14 protein-coding genes are annotated in these 19,696 nt (G+C 73.0%); 12 read left to right on the top strand and 2 right to left on the bottom strand.

The window, feature by feature from the left end; translation table 11 throughout:
• Positions 1–81: 81 nt before the first annotated feature.
• Together ACTWQH_RS14760 and ACTWQH_RS14755 are read right to left on the bottom strand one after the other, a co-directional pair.
• On the bottom strand, positions 82–825 hold the full coding sequence (locus tag ACTWQH_RS14760) for a VOC family protein (protein ID WP_443286974.1): 744 nt from the start codon (positions 823–825) through the stop codon (positions 82–84).
• Between the two features lie 144 nt (positions 826–969).
• Positions 970–4,326 carry a S8 family serine peptidase gene (locus ACTWQH_RS14755; RefSeq protein WP_443286973.1) on the bottom strand — a complete coding sequence of 1,119 codons (3,357 nt, stop codon included), beginning with the start codon at positions 4,324–4,326 and terminating at the stop codon, positions 970–972.
• Between the two features lie 294 nt (positions 4,327–4,620).
• On the opposite strand from ACTWQH_RS14755, the gene ACTWQH_RS14750 reads away from it, so the two are divergent.
• From ACTWQH_RS14750 to ACTWQH_RS14695, 12 genes are all read left to right on the top strand, one after another.
• The gene (locus ACTWQH_RS14750) at positions 4,621–6,636 is read left to right on the top strand and encodes a glycoside hydrolase family 3 protein (RefSeq protein ID WP_443286972.1); all 2,016 of its coding nucleotides are present in this window, start codon (positions 4,621–4,623) and stop codon (positions 6,634–6,636) included.
• A gap of 198 nt (positions 6,637–6,834) precedes the next feature.
• Complete coding sequence (locus tag ACTWQH_RS14745) at positions 6,835–8,265, top strand: glycoside hydrolase family 30 protein (RefSeq protein ID WP_443286971.1); 1,431 nt, start codon at positions 6,835–6,837, stop codon at positions 8,263–8,265.
• A 146-nt stretch (positions 8,266–8,411) separates the two neighbouring features.
• The gene (locus tag ACTWQH_RS14740; protein WP_443286970.1) at positions 8,412–9,284 is read left to right on the top strand and encodes a metalloregulator ArsR/SmtB family transcription factor; all 873 of its coding nucleotides are present in this window, start codon (positions 8,412–8,414) and stop codon (positions 9,282–9,284) included.
• Complete coding sequence (locus tag ACTWQH_RS14735; RefSeq protein WP_443286969.1) at positions 9,281–9,880, top strand: dihydrofolate reductase family protein; 600 nt, start codon at positions 9,281–9,283, stop codon at positions 9,878–9,880. Before ACTWQH_RS14740 ends, ACTWQH_RS14735 begins: the two co-directional genes overlap by 4 nt.
• A 220-nt stretch (positions 9,881–10,100) precedes the next feature.
• Positions 10,101–11,294, top strand: coding sequence for an ROK family transcriptional regulator (locus ACTWQH_RS14730; protein ID WP_443286968.1), 1,194 nt, complete (start codon positions 10,101–10,103; stop codon positions 11,292–11,294).
• A 164-nt stretch (positions 11,295–11,458) separates the two neighbouring features.
• Complete coding sequence (locus tag ACTWQH_RS14725; protein ID WP_443286967.1) at positions 11,459–12,745, top strand: ROK family transcriptional regulator; 1,287 nt, start codon at positions 11,459–11,461, stop codon at positions 12,743–12,745.
• A gap of 35 nt (positions 12,746–12,780) precedes the next feature.
• Positions 12,781–14,271: a sugar ABC transporter ATP-binding protein gene (locus ACTWQH_RS14720; protein WP_443287049.1), complete on the top strand. Its 1,491-nt coding sequence runs from the start codon at positions 12,781–12,783 to the stop codon at positions 14,269–14,271.
• Positions 14,272–14,332: 61 nt separating this feature from the next.
• Positions 14,333–15,373: an ABC transporter permease gene (locus tag ACTWQH_RS14715; RefSeq protein WP_443287048.1), complete on the top strand. Its 1,041-nt coding sequence runs from the start codon at positions 14,333–14,335 to the stop codon at positions 15,371–15,373.
• Positions 15,374–15,400: 27 nt separating this feature from the next.
• Positions 15,401–16,453, top strand: coding sequence for a substrate-binding domain-containing protein (locus ACTWQH_RS14710; RefSeq protein WP_443286966.1), 1,053 nt, complete (start codon positions 15,401–15,403; stop codon positions 16,451–16,453).
• 103 nt (positions 16,454–16,556) lie between these two features.
• Positions 16,557–17,744, top strand: coding sequence for a Gfo/Idh/MocA family protein (locus tag ACTWQH_RS14705; protein ID WP_443286965.1), 1,188 nt, complete (start codon positions 16,557–16,559; stop codon positions 17,742–17,744).
• Between the two features lie 144 nt (positions 17,745–17,888).
• Positions 17,889–19,094, top strand: coding sequence for an inositol-3-phosphate synthase (locus ACTWQH_RS14700; protein ID WP_443287047.1), 1,206 nt, complete (start codon positions 17,889–17,891; stop codon positions 19,092–19,094).
• Positions 19,091–19,696, top strand: a 606-nt coding sequence (locus ACTWQH_RS14695) for an SCO3242 family prenyltransferase (RefSeq protein ID WP_443286964.1), incomplete at its 3' end; no start/stop codon positions are given. The genes ACTWQH_RS14700 and ACTWQH_RS14695, both read left to right, overlap by 4 nt.

Genomic DNA, 19,696 nt, shown 5'->3' with positions numbered 1-19,696 from the left:
ATGACCCTAGCTGATCCCGACACCCCGCCAACAGGCGAGCTTCTCATGGGAGTTCGCCTGGCAGCCCGTACGGCCCCGCGTTCAGGAGGGCGCGAGGACGCAGAACTCCTGGCCCTCCGGGTCGGCCAGGCACGTCCACGGGACGTCGCCCTGGCCGAGGTCGAGGTCGGTGGCGCCGAGGGCCCGCAGCCGGGCCACCTCCGCCTCCTTGTCGTCACCGGGGTACGGCAGCAGGTCAAGGTGGACGCGGCCGTGCACGGTCTTCGCGCCGGGCGTGCGGAGGAACTCGAGATACGGGCCGGCACCCGTGGCGGAGCGCAACACCGCGTGATCGTCGGTCACCTCGTGCAGGGTCCAGTCCATCGCCTCGTCCCAGAACCGGGCCATGGTCCGCGGATCCGCGCAGTCGACCACCACCGCGGCGATCGGCCCGGTGTCCCGGTAGATCTCCCGAGGCTCCAGCACGCAGAACTCGTTGCCCTCCGGGTCGGCGAGGACCGTCCACGGCACGTCGCCCTGGCCCACGTGGGCGGGCGTCGCACCGAGCGCCTGGAGGCGTGCGACCAACTCCGCCTGATGGGCCGCTGAGGTGGTGGCGAGATCGAGGTGCACACGGTTCTTTGCCGTCGTCTTGGGTTCCGGGACGGGAACGACGTCGACGCAGACGAGGGCCGGGTCGGGCCAGACGAAGCCGATGGGTGCGACGAGCCTGGTGATGCCGGACCCCTCGCCGGAAACAGCCCAGCCCAGCGCCTCCGCCCAGAACCGGCCGACCGCTGAGACATCGAGAGCCTTGATGTTCACCTGAACAGGTCGCAGCGTCATGCCGGCGATCCTATGCAGCCGCTCTGCGACGACATCCGCTGGTGATGGGCCCGCCACCCGCGCGTACACGCGGGACCGCCGTTTCCCGGTGCGGGTCGCCGGGGCGCTCCGGGAAACGGCGGTGGGTGGGCCGGCGCATGTGGGTCAGCGCGTGAGGTACGCGTCGAGGATGATCTGCTCCGTGGCGTTGCCGTCGCGGTCGGTCACCTCGGCGCGGAAGGAGACCGTGCCCCCGGCGGGCGGGTTGTCGACGGTGACCTTGCCGTTCCGGACGGGGAGCCGCTGCCAGGTCTCGCCTCGGTCGTAGGAGACCTCGACGGCCAGGGAGGCGAGGTTGCCGCCCGCCGCCGAGCCGGTGACCGTGACCGGGATCCGCATCCGCTCGCCCGCCTCGGCCGTGCTGTCCAGGGCCAGGCCGGGGCTGAAGCCGACCACCGAGTACGGGATCGCGTCCGTGCCGTCGTCCGGGCCCTGGGAGGAGGCGAAGCGGAGCGTCAGGGCGACCTCGGTGCTCACCGGGGCGCCGTCGCCGCGCCGTGCGGTGGTGACCAGCTCGTAGCTCGTCTCCTCCGGGGGCAGCTCGCCGACGTTGATGCCGTCCTGAAGGGTGGTGTCGAAGCTCGCGATCTCCTCGCCGTCGCGGTAGAGGGTCGTGGTGCCCTCGGTGGCGTGCGGACCGCCCCTGTTGCCCTGCCCGTCCGTGAACAGCGGGACGTACCCCCACAGTTCGGCGGCGGTGCGGCTGAGTCCCCACCCGGAGCCGGCGGAACCCGGGCCGAAGACCCCCGCGTTGATGGTGGCGCGGTGCCGGGAGCCCGGCCGGTACGTGGTCGAGGGCGAGGTGTACGCCGCCTCCTCCTCGCCGTTGCCGCCGTCGCCCGCGACCCACAGCTCGTGCGCCCACGGCGTGGTGCCGGTGATGTACGCGGTGGTGGTGCGCGGCAGCTCGCGCCAGGAGCTGAACGCCCAGTGGGTGCTTCCGGCGTGGAAGCCGAGGATGCCGGCGCGACCGGGGAGCGGGCTGGCCTGGGTGACGTCGATCCTGGCGACCTCCGAGCGCGTGACGCGGTCGTCGACGCCGGTGAAGAAGGAGCCGGATCGCTCGTACGCCGCGTGGTACTCGGTGCGCTGGCCGTTCCTCCAGCTCACGCCGGCGCCCGAGGTCAGCTCGTCCTCGGTGAGCACCAGGCCGGTGCTCTGGGTGTGGAGGCCGAAGTCCTCGTCGTCGCGGCTGGTGTAGCCGAAGCCACCCCCGGCCGGGGGGATGATCCACTGGGCCTCCACCGTGGTGCGCGTGGCGTCCGCGTCGAAGACTGTGGGGGCGATCTCCTCGGCCCGGCGGGCGTCGAAGGTGACGGTGGTGTCGCCGGTCACGTCGAGCACGTGCGTCTGCATGACGACGTCCGTCGGGTACTCGGTGCCGCCGTCCATCATGCGGGAGTAGAGGAAGGTCCTGCCCGCCGGGACGCGGGCGGTGCCGCTGCCGTTCTCCGTCTCGATCGGGACGGACTCGTCCGTGTCGTAGTTGAAGTGCACCAGCCCCCATTCGGCGTTCGCCGGGGCGCCGGACAGGTCGAGGCCCTCGACGGTGAGCTCGTACATCTCCTGCTCGCGGTGGACGGTGCCCGCCGTGCGGAGGCCCTGGCCGTCCGGGGTGGACGCCGTGACGACGAAGGTGTAGTCGCCGTGGACGTCGCCGCCGTGGGTGGTGTCGGCGATCACGGGCACGGTGGCGGTGCCGCCCGCCGGGACGGTGATCTCGGCCGAGCTCAGCGAGAACATGCCCTCGGGGGTGGCGTTGCCCTCGGGGTCCTGGCCGGTGACGGCGAGGGAGAGGGTGACGTCCTCGGTGCCGAGGTTGCGGTAGGTCACCTCGCGGGTGACCGGCTCGTCGTCGCCGTGCGGCCAGGCGACGGTGCCGAGGTTGAGGGAGGGCGTCTCGGCGATGACGGTCTGCTCGATGGCCGCCGCCACGTCCAGGCGGCCGGTGCCCTGCTCGAAGGCGCCGAGGCCCTCGGCCGGCTGGGCGGTGCCGACGAGGGCGGCCTTGAGCTGCTCGCCGGTCCAGTCGGGGTGGCGCTGGGCGAGCAGCGCGGCGGCGCCGCTGACGTGGGGGGCCGCCATGGAGGTGCCGGACAGCCCCACGTAGCCCTCGGCCACGGGCGTCCCCTCCCCGGCGAGCACGCTGCCCTCGGCCGCGGCGGCGCCGATCTCCGCGCCGGGCGCGGTCAGGTCGGGCTTGACGGCGTTGTCGCCGACGCGCGGGCCGGTGGCGGAGAACTCGGCCAGCAGGTCGGCGTCGTCCACCGCGCCGACGGTCAGCGCGGCGTCGGCGCTGCCGGGGCTGGTGATGCTGCTCTCCGTCGGCCACGGGACGTTGCCGGCGGAGGCGACGATGAGCGCGTCGGACTCGGCGGAGAGGGTGTTGACCGCCTTCTCGACGGGGTCCAGCTCGGGGGTGTCCTCGCCGCCGAGGCTGACGTTGACGATGTCGGCGCCCTGCTCGACGGCCCACTCGAGGCCCGCGACGATGCCCGAGTCCAGGCCGTAGCCCTCGTCGTCGAGCACCTTGGCGTTCAGCAGGTCGGCGCCGGGGGCGACGCCGGTGTACGCCCCGTCGGAGGACGCGCCCGTGCCCGCGGCAATGGAGGCCACGTGGGTGCCGTGGCCGAAGCGGTCGGCGGCGTCGGCGGCCTCGGAGAAGTTGGCCTGGGCGACGACCTTGCCGCCTGCCAGGTCGGGATGGCTCGCGTCGATGCCGCTGTCCACGACGGCCACGGTCACGCCCTCGCCGTCGTAGCCCGCCTCCCAGGCGGTGGGCGCGCCGACCTGCGGGACGCTGGTGTCGAGGCTGGCGCGGCGTATGCCGTCGAGCGTGACCGACGTGACGCCCGAGGCGAGCGTGCGCGCGCCGGCCGCGGAACCGGGGGCGGCGTTGGTCAGCGCCTCCCAGGCTCCCGGGTCCGACGCCGGATCGAGCGTCAGCGCCTCGGCGTTCAGGCTCTCCAGCTCGGCGCGCATTACCGGCCCTGAGTCCCGGAAGAGTTCCCCGCGCCGCTCGCCCTGGCCCTCGTAGCTGACGATGACGGGGATGCCGCCGTCGGCGAGCCGGTCGTACGCCGGGCGGCTGAGCTCGGTGACGTCGAACAGGCGTTGGTCCAGGGTGCCGTTCTGGACGAGTGCGTAGGCGTCCTGCGGGATGACGTGGAGCCGGCCCTCGATGGTCTGGGTGTGGACGCCGATCCGCTCGCGGCCCTCGGCCGGCACCACGCCGGCGAGCTTGCCGTCGGGGCGCAGCAGCACCCTGTCGCCGGTGATCAGCGTGACGGACCGAGGGCTGGACCCGGAGCCGTCGGCGGTGGCGGCCGGGGCCCCGGACGGTGAGGTCTGGGCCTCGGACGGTGAGGCGGCCCCGCCGTCCGGGACGAGGACGGCGCCCGTCAGTAAGGCCGCGGCGACCGCCGGGATGGTGTGTCTGACGATCCGTTTCCTGTGGCGCACGCGCGCTCCTTCGGTGTCGATGTGGTGCCGATGCGGTCGGTTCGGTGTGGCTCGCTTCGGTTCGGGCGGCCAACAAGGGGACGCTAGGCGGCGGTTGTGCGCGGCGTCGTCACCTTCGGTGGCGACTTAGGGGGGTCCGTCGCAGGTATGACGCGGGCCGCCGGGGCGGCCTTGACCGGGCCCGGGGCGTCACCTAGCGTTCACGCGGCCGAAGCATCGACAGCATCGACAGCATCGACAGCAGGCGGCAGCGCAGCATCGACATCGACGGCGCCCCTGGGCGAGGAGGCGACGATGGACGGGCACGACAGCGGGCAGAACAGCAGGCAGGGCAAGGGAGTCACGCGGCGCACGGCGCTGCGGGCCGTCGGCCTCGCGGGGGCCGTGGCGTTGACCGCGGCACCGGCGGCCGCGCGGGCGGCCTCCGGGCAGCCCGTGCTGGGCACGCGCGGGGTGGACATCCTGGAGGTGGACGGGCTCCGCTTCAAGGACCTCAGCAAGGACGGCGTTCTCCACCCGTACGAGGACTGGCGGCTGCCCGCCGAGGAGCGGGCGCGCGATCTCGTCGGCCGGATGACGCTGGCCGAGAAGGCCGGGACGATGGTCCACCCCGTGGCCTCCAGCTCCGAGACCGGCTACCACATGGACGAGCCCCCGGACGGCCTGCCGGCGTACGCCTGCGCCGTGCGGCCGGGCGTCACCGGGCTGCACATCACCTCGCTGCTCAGCCGCCTCAGCATCGACGCGGCCACGCTCGCCGCCGAGCACAACGCCATCCAGGAGATCGCCGAATCCACCCGCCTCGGCATCCCCGTCAGCATGAGCAGCGACCCGCGGAACCGTTTCACCGCCACCGAGGGCCAGAGCGTGGGCGCCGGGTCCTTCACCCGCTGGCCGGGCAGCCTCGGCTTCGCCGCCATCGGGGAGCGGGCGCTGGTGCGGGAGTTCGCCGACGCCTGCCGCCAGGAGTACGACGCCGTGGGCCTCGCCGTGGCGCTCTCGCCGCAGGCGGACCTGGCGACCGAGCCGCGCTGGAGCCGCGTCAACGGCACCTTCGGCGAGGACGTGGAGGTGGTCGCCGAGCTGACGGCGGCGTACATCGAGGGATTCCAGGCCGGCGGGGACGGCATCGCCGGGCCCGGCAGCGTCGTCGCCGTCGTCAAGCACTTCGCGGGCTACGGCGCCCAGTACAGGGGCTACGACAGCCACTACGCCTACGGCAGGTACGCACACTTCTACGGCGACGCCTTCCCCCAGCACGTCCGCCCCTTCCGCCGCGCCGTGGACGCCGGGGCCGGCTCCGTCATGCCGGCCTACTCGATCCTGCGGGACGTCTGGCTGCGGGACCGCCCCCTGGAGGAGGTCGGCGCCGGCTTCAACCGGCAGCTGCTGACGGGGCTGCTGCGCGGCGACCTGGGCTTCACCGGCGTGATCCTGAGCGACTGGCAGATCACCCACGACCCGGCCACCGACCCGGAGGACTCCACCGGCGGCAAGCCGTGGGGCGTGGAGGAGCTGACCGAGCGTCAGCGGCTGGTCAAGGCGATCCGGGCCGGGATGGACCAGTTCGGCGGCACCACCAACGCCCCCGGCATCGTCGCCGCCGTCGAGGCCGGGGAGATCGACGAGGCGCGCATCGACGAGTCGGTCCACCGCGTCCTGGTGCAGAAGTTCCGGCAGGGCCTGTTCGAGAACCCCTACCGCGACGCCGAGGAGGCCGCCCGCGTCGTCGGCAGCGCCGCCTTCGCCGAGGCCTCCAGGCGGGCGCAGGCCCGCTCGGTGGTGCTGCTGGAGAACGGGGGGTCCGGCGGCCCGCTGCTGCCGCTGGCGGGCGGGGGAGAGGGCCTGACCCTCTTCACCCGGGGCATCGCCGACCCCGCGGCCACCCTGGCGCCGCACGGCATGACCGCCACCGACCAGATCGCCGAGGCGGACCTGGCGATCCTGCGCGTGGCGGCCCCGGCCTCCGGCGACCACGGCACCGACCTGGACTTCCCGCCGGACAACGCCGACTACCAGGCCATCGTGGCGGCGGCCGAGGCGGGCGTGCCGACGGTCGTCGCGATCCAGCTCGACCGGCCCGCCGTGCTCACGCAGGTGCGCGAGCGGGCCGACGCCCTGCTGGCCCACTTCGGCATCGCGGACGGGGCCCTGCTGGAGGTGCTGACCGGCGCCGCCGAGCCGGGCGGGCGGCTGCCGTTCACGCTGCCCGCCTCGATGGCGGCCGTGGAGGAGCAGCGGCCTGACGTGGCGTTCGACATCCCGGACCCGCTGTACGAATACGGGCACGGGCTGGTGTACGCCCGCTGACTGACGTTCCGCCGAACCGGGTCCGTCGTGGCCATTGACCGATGCCACGGGCGCCTCTACGGTGTGCCTCGCTTCCGGATCCTTCCGGAAGTTTTCGGTAAGCGCTTGTCCTCGGGCTTGCCCTTGCGCTTGTCCTTGCGTTTGTCCTTGCGCTGTCCGAGCGCTTGTTGCTGTGGGGCTGGGAGAAGTGGAGTCACCGTGAGCACATCGTTCCGTCTCGCCATGACCGGAGCCGTGGCCGCCGCCCTGGCCACGACCCTGCTACCGCCCGCCACGGCCGCCGAGGCCAGACAGGCGTCCGGGACCATCGACCTCGGCGAGCAGCTCCAGCCGATCGACGGCTTCGGCGTCTCGCAGGCGTTCCAGCGCGCCGCCGTCATGAACGGGCTCCAGGGCCTGACGCCGGAGAACCAGCAGGAGGTCGTCGACCTGCTGTTCAGCCAGGAGAACGGCGCTGGCCTGAGCATCCTGCGCATGGGCATCGGCTCCTCCTCCGACGAGGTCTACGACCACATGAAGTCGATCCAGCCGACCGACCCGGGCGGCCCGGACGCCGAGCCGCAGTACGTGTGGGACGGCTACGACGGCGGCCAGGTGTGGCTGGCGAAGGAAGCGCAGTCGTACGGCGTGGAGCGGTTCTACGCCGACGCCTGGAGCGCGCCCGGCTACATGAAGACCAACGGCTCGGACGCCAACGGCGGCTCGCTGTGCGGGCTGCCGGGCGCGTCGTGCGACAGCGGCGACTGGCGGCAGGCGTACGCCGACTACCTGGTGCAGTACGTCCGCTTCTACGCCGAGGAGGGCATCGACATCACGGATCTCGGCTTCACCAACGAGCCGGACTGGGTGGCCAGCTACGCCTCGATGGAGGTCACCCCCGAGCAGGCCGCCGACATGGTGAAGGTGCTCGGCCCGACGATCGAGGAGTCGGAGTTCGGCGACCTGAACCTGGTGTGCTGCGACTCCTTCGGCTGGGAGGAGCAACGCGCCTACAGCGAGGCGATCGAGGCCGACCCCGAGGCGGCCGGGTACGTCGACGTGCACACCGGCCACGAGTACGCGAGCGCCGCGCGCAGCCCGCTGCCCACGGACAAGCCGGTGTGGATGTCGGAGTGGAACCCCGACGGCGACGCCTGGACCGAGGGCTGGGACGACGGCACCGGCTACGACGGCATGAGCATCGCGGAGGACATCCACGCGACGCTGTCGGAGGCGAACGCCAACGCCTACGTCTACTGGCTCGGCGCCTCGATCGGCCAGACCAGGGCGTTCATCCAGATGGACGGGGCCGACTACCGCGTCTCCAGCCGCCTGTGGGCGATGGCCGCGTACAGCCGCTTCATCCGGCCGGACGCGGTGCGGGTCGGGGCGGAGTCGGGCTCGGACGGCGTGAGCGTCACGGCGTTCCGCAACGCCGACGGCTCGACGGTCGTGGAGATCCTCAACACCGGGAACGCCACGGTGAACCAGACCTTCGACCTGGCCGGCGGGGACGTCGCGGGCACGGGATCGGTCTACCTGACGGACGCGACGCACGCGGTGGAGCGCACGGGGGACGCTGCGCTGGCCGACGGTGAGCTGAGCGTGAACCTCCCGGGCCGGTCCCTGACGACCGTCGTCCTCGACTGAACGCCGGGGGCCTCGCCCCCGGCTCTCTTCTCCTCCCGCTTCTCCCGCCCTCCGCCCCTGGCGGAGGGCGGGACACCCCGGCGCGGCCCGACCGGTCCAAAGATATTCCTTGACACGAATATTCGTGGCAAGGAATGCTTCCCTTCATGGACGCACTCCTCGCCGCACTGGCCGACCCGGCCCGCTGGCGGCTCGTAACCCTGCTGGCCGAGCGGCCCCGCCCGGTCGGCGTCCTCGCCCAGCTCGCCGAGGCGCGCCAGCCGCAGACGACCAAGCACCTGCAGACCCTTGAGCGCGCCGGCATCGTCACCTCCCAGCGCACCGGTCAGCGCCGCATCTACGCCCTCCGGCCCGCTCCCCTGCGGGACCTGGCGGCTGCGCTCAGCAGGCTCGCCGACACCGCGGACCAGGCCGGTGGCCCGCGCGCGACCTACGACCGCTACGTGCGCGGCCTCCACGCGGAGCGGGCCGCCGCCGCGGAGCCGGGGTGGGCCGACGGCCGCTCGTTCAGGTTCGTCCGGTCGCTGACGGGGGGTCCCGGGCTGGTGTGGCGCCACCTGACCGAGGCATCCCTGCTCGCCCGCTGGTGGACGCCCGACGACCTCCGCGTCTCCGAGCTCGTCTTCGAGGCGCGACCGGGCGGGCGGATCGTCCAGGAGTACCGCGATGCCGATGACACCGACGGCTCCGACCTGGTCGCCGGGCGCGCGGAGGGAGTCGTCGACGAGGTACGCCCCGGTGAGCGCCTCGCCTACCGGCTCTCCCCGCTGCTTCCCGACGGCGGCCCCGCCTTCACCGCCCACGTCGACCTCGGCCTCAGGCCCACCGACACAGGCACGGACCTCGACGTCCATTACCGGATCACCGACAGCACCGTCGACTCCGCGGACTTCATCGCGGGCATCGAGATCGGCTTCGGTCAGAGCCTCGACAACCTCGCCGACGCCGTCGGCACCCCTCAGCCCACGCAGCCCGCCACCAAGGCAGCTCACACCAAAGGACAGGAAGTACAGCCATGACCCACTCGACCGGACGCACGGTGACCGCGAACCTCGGCCTCACCCTCGACGGGCGTTACAACGGTCCCGGCGGGCCCGCAGATATGGGCGCGATCGTCCGCTACGCGACCACCGAGGTCGCGCGAGACCACCTCACCCGCATCTGGGAAGGCGCGACGACGGCGCTGCTCGGCCGGCTCAACGCCGAGGGATTCCTGGGGTTCTGGCCGACCGTCGCCGAGGACCCGAACGCCGATCCGCGTGATCGCAGATACGCGCAATGGCTCGTCGACACGGAAAAAGTGGTCCTGTCGACCACCGTGGCCGAAGCGCCGTGGGAACGCACCCGCGTGGTGAACGCCCCGGCCGCCGACGTCGTCGCCGAGCTCAAGAGCACCGGCGAGGGCGACATCCTCGTCAACAGCAGCCCGAGCATCATCAAGGCGCTCCTCTCCGCGGACCTGCTCGACCGGCTGTATCTCTTGATCTGCCCCGAGATCGCCGGGGGTGGGCAGCGGCTGTTCGACGACGGCCTGCCCGGTTCGACGTGGAAGCTCACACGCCAGGAGACCGGCGAGCTGGGCGAGACCGCCATGGTCTACGACCGAGTCCGCTGAGCCGGGGCGAGCGCGCGGGTGCACCCACCGGTTCGACGGGGCGGCGAACACGTCTCGCCGGTTCAACGCCCGGTGCGGCTGCTCCAGCACGCACACCGCGTCGCGTCGCGCCGCCCGGACACTCTGTACCTGCCCGCGTCACCGGCGTCGGAGCCCCCAGTAACGCGCAAGGCGAGCCGGACTTTCGATCGGAGCTTGCGAAAGCTGCCATGATTGGCGCATGGCTTTCACGCTCGCTGGACGACCAGAAACGAAGACGCAGGCCCGTGTCCTGAGGCTGCTGCGCGACGAGGGCCCTCTCTCCCGCGTGGAGCTCGCCGATCGCCTCGGCGTCTCCCGCACCACCATGGCGGGGGAGGTGGGCCGCCTCACCGAGCTGGGCCTGGCCGAACGCGCCGGCCCGGCCGCCTCGCGCGGCGGGCGCCGCTCGACGCTGGTCGACCTGCCCGCGGGCCTGCGCTTCGTCGGCATCGCCATAGGAGCCACCGCCCTGTCCGTGGCGGTCACCGACGGCCGCCTGACCGTGCTCGGCCAGCGGCGTGTCCCCATGGACGTGCGGCTCGGCCCGGAGCACGTGCTGGCCCGCGCGCTGGAGGTGACGCGGAAGGTGCTGGCCGAGCAGGGGGTGGAACGCCCGGCGGGCGTCGGCATCGGGGTGCCCGGGCCCTGCGACTTCCACAGCGGCGTGCCGGTCTCGCCGCCGATCATGCCCGGCTGGGACGGCTACCCGGTGCGCGACACCCTCGCGCGCGAGCTGGGCTGCCCGGTGCTGCTGGACAACGACGTGAACGTCATGGCCCTCGGCGAGCAGCACTCGGGCGTCGCCAAGAGAGCCCGCGACTTCCTCTTCGTGAAGATCGGCACGGGCATCGGCTGCGGCATCGTCGTCGACGGCCAGCTCTACCGGGGCGTCGACGGCTGCGCGGGGGACATCGGCCACATCCGGGTGGAGGAGTTCGGGCCGAACTGCGCCTGCGGCAACACCGGGTGCCTTGAGGCGTTCTTCGGCGGCGCGGCCCTCGCGCGGGACGCCATGGCGGCGGCGCGCGCCGGGCGTTCGCCCGCGCTGGCCGCGCTGCTGGCGGAGAAGGGCGAGCTGAACGCCGCCGACGTGGCGACGGCGATCGGCCAGGGCGACGCGCACGCCGTCCAGCTGATGCGCGACGGCGGGCACCGGGTCGGATGGGTGCTGGCGAGCCTGGTGTCGTTCTTCAACCCCGGGCTCATCGTGATCGGCGGCCGGGTGGCGCGGCTCGGGCACCCGCTGCTGGCGGAGATCCGGGGCGTGGTGTACCGGCGTTCGCTGCCGCTGGCGACGGGGAACCTGCCCGTGATCCTCAGCGAGATGGGTGACGACGGAGGCGTTGTCGGCGCGGCCGCGCTCATCAGCGAGGCGGTTTTCGCGGCCCCCTAACGCCCACCCGTCGCCGCGCCAGCTGGGCCACTTTGTCCAGTGTCGGTCAATAGTTTCGCAAGCTCTCTTCGATTAAGCGCCAGATCGCGTGAAAAAACCCTCGCAGATGCCTTGACCTTCGCCTGTCGGCGTTCCTAGTTTGTTTGGCCATCAGACGAACGCGCGTGGCGCACGTCACGAACGCCGTCGAGCCGTGGAAAGAGGGCCGCTGGGTGAGCGATGGGCAGCTCGTGCGTCGCCAGAACCTGGCAAGCGTGCTGAGGGAACTCCGCGCCGCCGGGCCCAGGTCGCGCGCCCGGATCGCCGCCGACACCGGCCTGAACAAGGCGACCGTCTCCAGCCTCGTCGCCGAGCTGGCCGAGCTCGGTCTCGTCCGCGACGGCGAGGTCGAGCGCGACGGCGGCGTGGGCCGCCCCGGCCAGACCGTCGAGATCGACGGCCGCGTCTGCGGCCTGGGCGCCGAGATCGCCGTCGACCACCTCGCCGTCCTCGTCCTCGACCTCCGCGGCGAGGTGATCTCCTACAGCCGCGCCCCCCTCGACGTGCCCCGCCTCGGCGTGGCCCGCACCCTCGACGAGCTGGCCTCCCAGATCGCCGCGGCCACCGCCGCCGCGGCCGCCCGCGGCCGCGAGGTCGCCGGCATCACCGCGGCCCTGCCGGGCATGGTCGAGACCGCCCCCGGCCTGCTGCGCCACGCCCCCACCATCGGCTGGCGCGAGGTCCCCGTCGCCGACGAACTCGCCGCGCGCGTCGGCGAGAGCGCCCGCGTGCGTGCGGACAACGCCGCCAACCTCGCCGCCCTCGCCGAACACACCATGGGCCAGGCCGCCGCGGTCACCGACCTGGTCCACATCACCGGCGAGACCGGCATCGGCTGCGGCGTGATCACCGACGGCACCCTGCTGCGCGGCAGCGGCGGCTACGGCGGCGAGATCGGCCACATGCCCATCGGCGACCCCGCCCACCGCTGCGGCTGCGGCCAGCCCGGCTGCTGGGAGACCGCCATCGGCATGGCCGCGCTGCTGCGCCAGGTCGCCGACCCTGGCGACGCCGTCGCCGACCCCCGCATCGACCTGGAGGTCCGCCTCGCCGAGATCCGCCGCCGCGCCGAGCTGGGCGACGGCAGGACGCTGCGCGGCCTGACGGCCATCGGCACCAGCATCGGCGTGGGCGCCGCGATCCTCGTCAACCTCTTCAACCCCGCCGTGATCACCCTCGGCGGCTACTTCGCGGTCCTCGGCGACTTCTTCCTCGACCCGCTGGAAGCCGAGCTGGACAAGCGCGTCGTGCTGCCCGGGCGCGGCGGCTGCCGCGTCGAGCTGTCGGCGCTCGGGTTCACCGCCGCCTGCCGCGGCGGCGCCCACGTCGCGCTCGAAGCGGTCCTCACCGACCCCACCTCGGTGGTCCCTGCCACCGCCACACCTACCCACACCGCTGGAGGCACGGCGTGAGCGAGAGCCCAAGCAACGGCGAGACGCTCCTTCAGATGCGCGGCATCGTCAAGGTGTTCCCCGGCGTCCGCGCGCTCGACGGCGTGGACCTCGACGTCCGCGCCGGCGAGGTCCACTGCCTGCTGGGCCAGAACGGCGCCGGCAAGTCCACCCTCATCAAGACCCTCGCCGGCGTCCACCAGCCCGACGAGGGCAGCATCCACTGGCAGGGCCGCCGCGTGCGGCTGGCCCACCCCCAGGCCGCCACGCGCCAGGGCATCGCCACCATCTACCAGGAGCTCGACCTGGTGGAGCACCTCACCGTCGCCGAGAACATCAGCCTCGGCCACGAGCCCGCCACCGCCGGGTTCACCCACCGCGCTGAGGCCCGCCGCGCCGCCGCCGCGCTGCTCGCCCGCCTCGGCCACCCCGAGATCTCGCCAAGCACCCCCGTCGGCCGCCTGTCCGCCGCCTCCCAGCAGATCGTCAGCATGGCCCGCGCCCTCTCCCACGAGGTGCGGCTGATCGTCATGGACGAGCCCTCCGCCGTCCTCGACCAGTCCGAGGTCGCCCGCCTCTTCACGGTGATCCGCGAGCTGACCGAGCAGGGCGTCGCCGTCGTCTACATCTCGCACCGCCTGGCGGAGATCCGCGAGATCGGCGACCGCGTCACCGTCCTGAAGGACGGCAGGACCGTCGCCGCCGGCCTGCCCGCCGCCGGCACCCCCACCAGCGAGCTGATCCACCTCATGACCGGCCGCGACATCGAGTACGCCTTCCCCGAACGCCGGCCCGTACCTCCCGGCGAGCCCGTGCTCGATGTCGCGGACCTCTCCCTGCGCGGCGTCTTCTCCGGCGTCAGCCTCCAGGTGCGCCCCGGCGAGGTCGTCGGCCTCGCCGGCCTCGTCGGCTCCGGCCGCTCCGAGGTGCTGGAGACCATCTACGGCGCGCGCAAGGCCACCACCGGCACCGTCACCGTCGCCGGCCGCCGGCTGCGCCGCGGCTCGGTCGGCGCCGCCGTCGCCGCCGGCGTCGGGCTGTGCCCCGAGGAGCGCAAGAGCCAGGGCCTGCTGCTGGACGAGTCCGTCTACCGCAACATCAGCATCTCCACCCTCGGCCGGTTCTCGCGCGGTGGCTTCCTCACCGGCTCCGCCGAACGCCGCGCCGCCGCCGAGCACACCCGCGCCCTGGACGTGCGCCCCGCCGACATCGAACGGACCGTCAGGACCCTGTCCGGCGGCAACCAGCAGAAGGTCGTCCTCGCCCGCTGGCTGCTGCGCCAGTGCCGGGTGCTGCTGCTGGACGAGCCGACCCGCGGCGTTGACGTCGGGGCGCGCAGTGAGATCTACGCGCTGATCCGGCGGCTCGCCGACGAGGGCGTCGCCGTCGTCCTCGTCAGCAGCGAGGTTCCCGAGGTCCTGGGCCTGGCCGACCGGGTCCTCGTGCTGCGCGAGGGCCACGTCGCCCACACCGGACCCGCCGACGAGATCGACGAACACCGGGTCCTCGACCTGGTCATGGAAGGAGCCGTGAGATCCCGTGAGTGACCTGAGTAAGACGGACCTCGGCAAGGAGCCTGAGCCCTCCGACGTTTCCCCCCCGACCACCCTGGCCGCGCCGCCCGTGGACGAACAGGGCCGCATCGAGGCCGCCGCCGCCAAAGAAGGGGCGCCCGCCTCCCCGTTCGCCCGGGTGATGAGCAGCTCGATAGGCCGCAACCTCGGCCTCGTCATCGGGTTGCTGCTGCTGTGCGGCGTCGGCGCCGCCACCGCCGGTGACCGGTTCGTCGACACCGACAACGTCCTGACGATCCTCCGCCTGGCCGCGGTCATCGGCGTCGTCAGCATCGGCATGACCTTCGTCATCATCGGCGGCGGCATCGACCTGTCCGTCGGCTCCATCGTCGCCCTCGCCTCCGTCTGGGCCACCACCGTCGCCACGCAGGAGCTGGGCGAGGACTACCACTGGATGATGATGGTCCTCACCGGCCTGATGGTCGGCACCGTCTGCGGCCTCATCAACGGGGTGCTGATCGCCTACGGCAACATGGCGCCGTTCATCATGACCCTCGCCCTGATGGCCGGCGCCCGCGGGCTGGCGGAGATGATCTCCGACCAGAAGACCCAGATCGTCGAGGTCGACGGCTTCAAGGACGCCATCAACGGTGACATCCTCGGCATCCCCACCCTCGTGTGGATCTTCGCCGCCGTCGCCGCCGCCGGCTGGGTGCTGCTCAACCGCACCACCTTCGGCCGCCGCACCATCGCCGTCGGCGGCAACGCCACCGCCGCCCGCCTCGCCGGCATCGCCGTCAAACGCCACACCGTGCTGCTCTACACCCTCCTCGGCCTGGCCTGCGGCATCGCCGCCATCATGCTCACGGCCCGCACCGGCACCGGCAGCGCCACCCACGGCCAGCTCTACGAGCTCGACGCCATCGCCGCCGTCGTCATCGGCGGCACGCTCCTCAGCGGAGGACGCGGCACCATCGTCGGCACCGTGCTCGGCGTGCTGATCTTCACCACCCTCACCAACGTCTTCACCCTCAACGACCTCGACACCTCCACCCAGGCGGTCGCGAAGGGCCTGATCATCATCGCCGCCGTACTGCTGCAACAACGGGTCGCCCGCCGCGGCGACACCAGTTGACCCCAGGCCGAATCACGAAGGAGTGACATGTCCACGAGAGCACACGCCCGCAGACTGCTGACGACCTCGCTCGCCCTTGCCGCCACCGGTGCCCTACTCGCCGGCTGCGCCAGCAACGAGAAGAGCGACGACGACGACGGCGGCGAGCAGCAGAACACCGCCGTCAGCAACAACGACGACCCCGGCAAGAAGGTGACCATCGGCTTCTCGGGACCCGAGGCCGATCACGGCTGGCTGGCCGCCGTCACCGACTCGGCCATCGAAACCGCCGAGGGCTACGAGGACGTCGACCTGCGCGTCGCGGAGGGCACCAACGACGCCAACCTCCAGATCAGCCAGATCGAGACGTTCATCAACGAGGGCGTCGACGCCATCGTGCTGCTGCCGACCGACGGCGCCCAGCTCACCGACGTCGCACTGCGCGCCATGGAGGCGGGCATCCCCGTCGTCAACGTCGACCGCGAGTTCTCCGACCCCGCCGCCTCACGCACCACCATCCTCGGCGACAACTACGGCATGGGCCTCTCGGCCGGCCAGTACGCCTGCCAGCTGATCCGGGAGAACAACATCGCCGACCCGGTCATCGCCGAGATCGCCGGCATCGACTCCCTCCCGCTGACCCAGGAGCGCACCGACGGCTTCAACGACGCGCTGGCGGACTGCAACCAGGAGGTCGACAACCGCGTCGCCGCCGAGTTCACCGTCGAGTCCGGCGAGGAGCAGGCCTCCAACCTCCTGTCCGCCGCCGACCACATCGACATCATCTGGAACCACGACGACGACCAGGGAGTCGGCGTCAAGCAGGCGTTCGACAACGCCGGGCGCGACGAGTTCTTCCTCATCGGCGGCGCCGGCTCGGCCAACGCCATGCGCTGGATCCAGGACGGCGAGATGGAGGCCACCGTCCTCTACCCGCCGACGCAGGCCGCCGACGGCATCAAGCTGGCCCGGCTCCTCGCGCAGGACAAGAGCATGTCGGATCTGGTCCAGGTCGAGGTGCCCCGCCGCATCGTGCTCGACGCGCCCGTCGTGACGGCGGAGAACGTCGACGAGTACATCGACCAGGCGTTCGAGTCCTGAGTCCCGAGTCCTGAGAGTCCCGGACGATCCCGAGGAATTCCCGACGGGCCCTCGCCACCGTGAGGGCCCCCAACCACCCGCTTAACCAACGGAAGGCGGACTGATGACCGTTGACGGCAAGCCAACGCTGGGCATCGGCATGGTGGGCTACGCGTTCATGGGCGCGGCCCACTCCCAGGCGTGGCGCAACGCGCCGAGCTTCTTCGACCTCCCCCTCGTGCCCCGCCTGGCGGCCCTCGGCGGCCGCAACGCGGAGGCGGCGGCCGAGGTGGCCGGGAAGTTCGGCTGGGAGAGCGTCGAGACCGACTGGCGCAGGCTCATCGCGCGCGACGACGTCGGCCTGGTCGACATCTGCACGCCCGGCGACACCCACGCCGCCATCGCCATCGCCGCGCTCGAAGCGGGCAAGCACGTGCTGTGCGAGAAGCCCCTGGCCAACTCCGTCGCAGAGGCCGAGGCCATGGCCGAGGCGGCGGAGAAGGCCGCCAGGACCGGCGTCCGCGCCATGGTCGGCTTCACCTACCGCCGCGTCCCCGCCCTCTCCCTCGCCCGCCGCCTCATCGCCGAGGGCACGCTCGGCCAGATCCGCCACGTGCGCGCCCAGTACCTCCAGGACTGGATCTCCGACGCCGACACCCCGTTCTCCTGGCGCATGGACAAGACCAAGGCCGGCTCCGGGGCGCTCGGCGACATCGGCGCGCACATCGTGGACCTCACCCAGTTCCTGACGGGCGAGCGGATCACCGGCGTCAGCGCCATGCTGGAGACCTTCGTGCACGAACGCCCCGTGCCCGAGGCGTTCAGCGGCCTGTCCGGCACCGCCACCACCGGCGCCGAGCGCGCCACGGTCACCGTCGACGACGCCGCCCTCTTCCTCGCCCGCTTCAGCGGGGGCGCCGTCGCCAGCTTCGAGGCCACGCGGATGGCCTCCGGCCGCAAGAACGCGCTGCGCGTCGAGATCAACGGCACCGACGGCGCCATCGCGTTCGACCTGGAGAACATGAACGTCCTCCACCACTACGACCACACCGAGGCCGCCGAACACGCCGGGTACAAGCGCATCCTCGTCACCGAGGCCGGCCACCCCTACTTCGCGGCCTGGTGGCCGCCCGGCCACCTCATCGGCTACGAGCACTCCTTCACCCACCAGGCCGTCGACCTCCTCAACGCCCTCGCCACCGGCACCGACCCCGAGCCGACCTTCGCCGACGGCCTGCGCGTGCAGCGGGTGCTGGCGGCCGTCGAGGAGTCCGCCGCGGGCGACAGCGTCTGGACCCCGGTGCCGCAGTGACCCTATGTGTGGCGTGCACATGGGTATCGCCGGAGCGGCCGCCGGGTGACACTTTCCGGTGATCGCCGCGCGACAGCGGCGCGGCCCTGAGACGAACGGGAGGAAGCGGTGAGCGAAGGCATACAAGGCGACATACAGGGCGACATACGGGGCGGCACACAGGGCGGAACGCGGGGCGACCCGCGGGACGGGACACGCGGCGGGCGCCTGGGCGTGTGGTTCGTCGGAGCGCGCGGCTCGGTCGCGACGACGGCCGCCGTCGGGGCGCTGGCGGTGCGCGCCGGCCTCGCCGACCGCACCGGCATGGTCTCCGAGCTGCCCGAGGTCGCCGCCGCGCGCCTCCCCGCCCTCGCCGGCCTCGTCATCGGCGGCCACGAGGTCGCCGGCGGCACCCTCGGCAAGCGCGCCGAGCAGCTCGCCGACTCGGGCGTCCTGCCCGCCGCCCTCGCCCGCGTCCTCGGCGGCGAACTCGCCGCCGTCGAACGCCGCATCCGCCCCGGCGTCCGCCACGGCGCGGGCCTGCAGCGCGAAGCAGCGGCCCGCGTCGTGGCGGACCTGCGCGCCTTCCGTGAGGACAACGCCCTCGACCGCGTCGTCGTCGCCGACCTGTCCAGCACCGAGCCGCCCGTCGGCGACAGCCCGGCGCTCGCCGACCTGGCCGCGCTCGAAGACGCCCTCGACTCCGGCGCCTCACCCCTGCCGCCCAGCTCCCTCTACGCCTACGCCGCCTTCCGCGCGGGCTGCCCGTACCTGGCGTTCACCCCGAGCCCCGGCCCGCGCCCTCCCGCGCTCGCCCAGCTCGCGGCCGAGGCCCGCCTGCCGTGGGCGGGCGCCGACGCCAAGACCGGCGAGACGCTGGTGAAGACGGTGCTGGCGCCGATGTTCGCCATGCGCGCGCTGCGCGTGCGCTCCTGGTCGGGCGTCAACCTCCTCGGCGGCGGCGACGGCCAGACCCTCGCCGACCCGGACAACGCGGCGAGCAAGACCGCCAGCAAGGCCGGGTCCCTGGAGGCGATCCTCGGCCACCCGGTGGACGGCCCGCTCCACATCGACTACGTCCCCGACCTCGGCGACTGGAAGACCGCCTGGGACCTGGTGTCGTTCGAGGGCTTCCTCGGCACCCGCATGTCGATGCAGTTCACCTGGTCCGGCTGCGACTCCGCGCTGGCCGCGCCTCTCGTCCTCGACCTCGCGCGCCTCCTGGCCCGCGCGCACGAGCTGGGCGAGGCGGGGCCCGTGGCGCCCTTCGGCTTCTTCTTCAAGGACCCGGCGGGCACCGACGTCCACGACCTGGCCGAGCAGTGGCGCATGCTCACCGACTGGTGCGCGAGGGCGGGCGAGGCACGGTGAGAGTGCGGGACGTCGCCGAACTCATCCGCGCGCCGGCTGCCCTCACCGTCCCCGGCGACAGCCTCGCGGGCGCCGCCCACGCGGGATTCCCCCACGGGCGGCGCACCTGGCTGACGCCGCTCGCCTCCGCGTGCCTCTACTGGGGCGGCATGGCGCTCAACGACTACGCCGACCGCGACCTCGACCGCGACGAACGCCCCGAACGCCCCATCCCCTCCGGGCGGATCCGCCCCGGCCAGGCCCTGGCGCTGGCCGCCGGCCTCACCGGCGCGGGCCTGACCCTGGCCGCCGCGGCCGGCGGCCGGTCCGCCCTGCGCGTCGCCGTGCCCCTGGCCGCCACGGTCTGGACCTACGACCTGGCCGCCAAGAACACCCCGGCGGGCCCGGCCGTCATGGCCACCGCCCGGGGCCTGGACGTCCTCCTCGGCGCGGGCCCGCGGTGGCGCGACGCCGCGCTCCCGGCGCTGTCGGTCGCCGTCCACACGACGGGCGTCACGCTCCTGAGCAGGGGCGAGGTCCACGGCACGGGCCGGGCGGCCCCCCGCGCGGCCCTGGCCACCACGGCCGCCGCCACCCTGGCGGCGTTGTGGCCTGCCCCGCCC

The organism is Streptomyces sp. 6N223 (assembly GCF_052246635.1).
Classification (GTDB): domain Bacteria; phylum Actinomycetota; class Actinomycetes; order Streptomycetales; family Streptomycetaceae; genus Streptomyces.
The sequence above is the reverse complement of the archived record's forward strand: the minus strand, read 5'-3'. Positions and strand labels throughout refer to the sequence as shown.